Genomic DNA, 3,862 nt, shown 5'->3' with positions numbered 1-3,862 from the left:
CGTCGCCCTGGCGACGTGGAAGACAGTAGCGCATCCTCCGCCACCTGCGCCAATTCGGCCCCGGCGTCCGCGTCCGTCCGCCGTCGTCCAGGAGCGTCTGCGCCGGGTGGCTCCCTCTCTGGCTCCCGGAAGACGCCGTATGCGGATGGCGGCTGACCTGGCAACTCCCTGACCTGAGCCGGAGCGCGATCGGCGCCGCTGTTTAGGCTTTGGCCTGGGTCATGGTGTGCCTGGTTTGGCTGTCGAGGGGCTGGTCGGCCAACGGGGTCTGGAGCGTCTTTTTTGCCAGCTGGGTGGTCGTCAGCTTGGTCTGGGGGGTGCGGGGGGTGCGGGGCGCCCGCAAGGCTCGCCTGATGTGCGCCACGCCACAACGGCAAAGCGGGCAAATCATGTAATCATCACATTCGTGTATCGCCCAACCAGTTTTGCATGGCAGACGGCAGGTCGTGCCCTGCGGTCCTTGCGCACTTCCCGGACAGCGCCCCCCGGACGGGTGGGCACGGCACTGGCACAGGTGGTCAAGGGCCTCACCGCGGCACTCCTGTCATGGGAGGTCGCCTCGTGGTGTCTGCCCGCGGGACAGCGATATGCCGCCGTGGCCACGGCGCTGCTCATGGTCAACGCCCCGACCATCCACCGGTCGGTGACGCAGGCCGTCAGCAGCGTGGCCACCAGGGCAGCGGGACTGTCGTTGGCCGCGGCCGTCGTGTGGCTGCTCGGCTCGACCGCGGGCAGCGTCGTGGCGATCCTGGCGATCGCGCTGTTCGCCGGTGGCCACCGAAGCTCCGAAAGCCGACTGCAGGTCGTCTCGACGGCCGTGCTCGCCCTGACCGTGGCCACAGTTGCCTCCGTGGGCCAGTTGGTCGCCCTGGTCCTGGCGACGGCGGCCGGCGCGGCCGTGGGCACCGCGGTGAACGCGCTCGTCCTGCCCCCGCTGCACCTGGAGGCCTCCGGCGCCTCCGTGTGCGAACTGGGCGCGGCCATGGGGTCACTGCTGGGCGACATGGGTCGCGGTCTGCGCGAACGTCAGCACTCCGACCACGCGCACACGTGGCTGGAGCAGGGCAGGCATCTGGAAGCACTGGTGATACAGGCATACGAGGACGTGCGCCAAGGCCAGGAGAGTCTGCGCTGGAACACGCGGTTCGCCGTGCACGGAAGGGTGAAGCCGCCGGCGCACGGCGAGGCGCTCCGCGCCCTGCACCACGTCTCTTTCCAGGTCCGGGGCATCGCCCGCACACTGGCCGACAACGTCGATGATCGGCACACCGATCACCACCTGGGCAGGCTCTTCCTGGACCGGTACGCGGCGACCCTGGAGGACGCCGGACAGGCGGTGACGTCGTTCGCAGACATCGGGCGATCCGTCCACCCCGACGACGCTCCCGCGCGCGACCGGCTGCGCAAGGGCATCGGCGAGACCACGGCCTGGCACAGGACGATGACCGACCTGATCGCACACGGCAGGCTGTCCGAGCCGGGCGCGTGGCACGTGTACGGATCGCTGATGACCGACGTCGAGCGCCTGCTGGCCGACCTGGACCGCGCCGACCGGTTCACCGCAGCTGCCGCAACTCGAGATGGACGAGGTCCGTCCGCGTCTGGAGACGTTCGTTTCCGAGATGCTCGGCTCGCTCGCGCGGCGGGACCAGCGGGCCAAAGGCGAGTTCTACGTGCGCGGGCTGATGCTGGACGGCAAACGCAAGTCGATGCAGCCGATGGCTGAGCGCCTGGGCGTGGATCGCCAACAGCTGCAGCAGTTCATCTCCTCCTCCACCTGGGACTACGTCGAGGTGCGGCGGCGGGTGGCCCGGTGGGCGGCGGCGCATATTGCCCCGCAGGCATACGCGATCGACGACACCGGTTTCCCCAAGGACGGCTACGACTCCCCCGGGGTGGCACGGATGTACTGCGGCGCCCTGGGCAAACGCGGCAACTGCCAGATAGGGGTCAGTGTCAGCCTGGTCAGCGACAGGGCGTCCTCGGCCGTCAACTGGCGGTTGTTCATCCCCGACAGCTGGGACGATGCCACAGCCGAAGACGACAGGCTGCTGGCCGAGGCGATCCGCCGGCGCCGCCGACGGGCGGGCATCCCCGACCAGGTCCGCCACAACGAGAAGTGGCGTCAGGCACTGGAGATGCTCGACGAAGTCCGCAAGCAGTGGGAACTGCCGGATCTTCCCGTGGTCGCCGATGCCGGGTACGGCGACGCCACCGGCTTCCGGTCGGGCCTGACCGAACGCGGCCTGGCCTACGCGGTCGCCGTCAAGGGCACCACCACCGCCTACCCCGGCGAGGCCGTGCCCGAGCGCCCGGCCTACAGCGGCCGTGGCCGCCGGCCCGGGCCCGCCTACCCGATGCCGCACAGCACACTGCGCGCCCTGGTCCTGGCCGCCGGACGCGGCGCCGCCCGCACCGTCATCTGGCGCCAGGGCACCAAGACCGGCCCGCGCAACCCGCGTGCCGAGATGCGCTCACGCTTCGTGGCCCTGCGCGTGCGCCCGGCCAACCGCGACATCCCCCGTGATGTGGACGGCAGCCTGCCCGAGTGCTGGCTGCTGGCCGAATGGCCACCCGGCACCGCCGAGCCCACCGACTACTGGCTGTCCACCCTGCCCGCCGACACCCCGCTGCGCGAACTGGTCCGTATCGCCAAGATCCGCTGGAGGATCGAGCACGACTACCGCGAACTCAAGGACGGTCTCGGCCTGGACCACTTCGAAGGCCGCACCTACCTCGGCTGGCACCGCCACGTCACCCTGGCCGCCCTCGCCCAGGCCTTCTGCACCCTGCTACGGCTCGACCCAAAAGCCCCTGCGCCGGCCTGACCCTCTATGCGGTCCTCCGCGAGTTACAGAAAATCCTGGCCACCTGGACCGGCGCCTGCTCGATATGCGGCCAACCCGCACCCACACCTGAACCACACCACAAGACCTAACCAAGCCCTACGTGTCTCAGTAACCGGCAACCCGCCTGCAGTTCGTGATCATTCATGCGGGATGATCTCGGTATGCATGGTGGCGATGGGCTGTTCGATGTCGAGCCGGTCGAGAAGAAGCGGCCGATGGGTCGTCCGGCGGCGGTGGACAAGACGTTCCGGGCATTCGATCCGCACCAGGTCCTGCTGCTGCCGCCGTCGCTGGACGACTGGCTGCCCGAGGACCATCTGGCCCGGTTCGTCGCCGACCTGGTCGACGAGGTGCTCGACCTCGGACCGGTCCTGGCGGACTACACCGAAAAGCGCGGCTACCCGCCCTACGACCCTCGGCTGATGGTGCGGCTGCTGATCTACGGCTACACCACCGGGGTCCGCTCCTCGCGGGCGATCGAGCGCCGTTGCGTCGATGACGTTGCGTTCCGGTTCCTGGCCGCTGATCAGGCCCCGGACTTCCGCTCGATCGCCCGGTTCCGCCGCCGCCACCTGGACGCCCTGGCCGGCCTGTTCACCCAGTCCCTGCACCTCGCCCAGAAGCTGGGCATGGTCAAGATGGGCCGCGTCGCCCTGGACGGCACCAAGCTCGAAGCGAACGCCTCCAAACACAAGGCGATGAGCCACGGCTGACTGATCGACAAGGAAGAGCGGATAGAGGCCGAGATCGCCCAGTTGGAAGCGAAGGCCCAGGCCCTGTTGGCCGACGCGGAGGCCGCTGACGAAGCCGAGGACAAAGAACGCCGCCGTCAGGAGCGTGCCGGGACCAGCGACGAGCGGGCCGTCACCGACGCCGGCCAGAAGGCCGCCGCCAAGGCCCGGCCCAAGCCGAAGGCCCAGGCCAACTTCACCGACCCCGACTCGCGGATCATGAAGAACAGCGACGGCGCCTACATCCAGGCCTACAACGCCCAAGCCGTCGTCGATGAAGAA

3 protein-coding genes and 1 pseudogene are annotated in these 3,862 nt (G+C 69.3%); 3 read left to right on the top strand and 1 reads right to left on the bottom strand.

Features of this window, described 5'->3' with window-relative positions; genetic code table 11:
* Nucleotides 1-202 precede the first annotated feature (202 nt).
* Nucleotides 203-364, bottom strand: a complete 162-nt coding sequence (locus VXC91_RS43260; RefSeq protein WP_329512836.1) for a hypothetical protein — start codon at nucleotides 362-364, stop codon at nucleotides 203-205.
* A gap of 129 nt (nucleotides 365-493) precedes the next feature.
* On the opposite strand from VXC91_RS43260, the gene VXC91_RS43255 reads away from it, so the two are divergent.
* The 3 genes and pseudogenes from VXC91_RS43255 to VXC91_RS43245 form a co-directional block, all read left to right on the top strand.
* A complete protein-coding gene (locus VXC91_RS43255; protein WP_329512835.1) occupies nucleotides 494-1,726 on the top strand; it encodes an aromatic acid exporter family protein in 1,233 nt (410 codons plus the stop codon).
* Complete coding sequence (locus VXC91_RS43250; protein ID WP_329512834.1) at nucleotides 1,623-2,828, top strand: IS701 family transposase; 1,206 nt, start codon at nucleotides 1,623-1,625, stop codon at nucleotides 2,826-2,828. The genes VXC91_RS43255 and VXC91_RS43250 overlap by 104 nt, the downstream gene beginning before the upstream one ends.
* 254 nt (nucleotides 2,829-3,082) lie before the next feature.
* Nucleotides 3,083-3,862, top strand: a pseudogene (locus VXC91_RS43245) (transposase); the annotation flags it as partial.

It is taken from the genome of Streptomyces chiangmaiensis, assembly GCF_036281785.1.
Classification (GTDB): Bacteria; Actinomycetota; Actinomycetes; order Streptomycetales; family Streptomycetaceae; genus Streptomyces; species Streptomyces chiangmaiensis.
This window is presented reverse-complemented; position numbering and strand designations above follow the sequence as displayed.

What these genes read in the sequence shown, in the direction of transcription:
- VXC91_RS43250 (WP_329512834.1), top strand. Translation starts at nt 1,623, where the DNA reads ATGCTCGGCTCGCTCGCGCGGCGGGACCAGCGGGCCAAAGGCGAGTTC.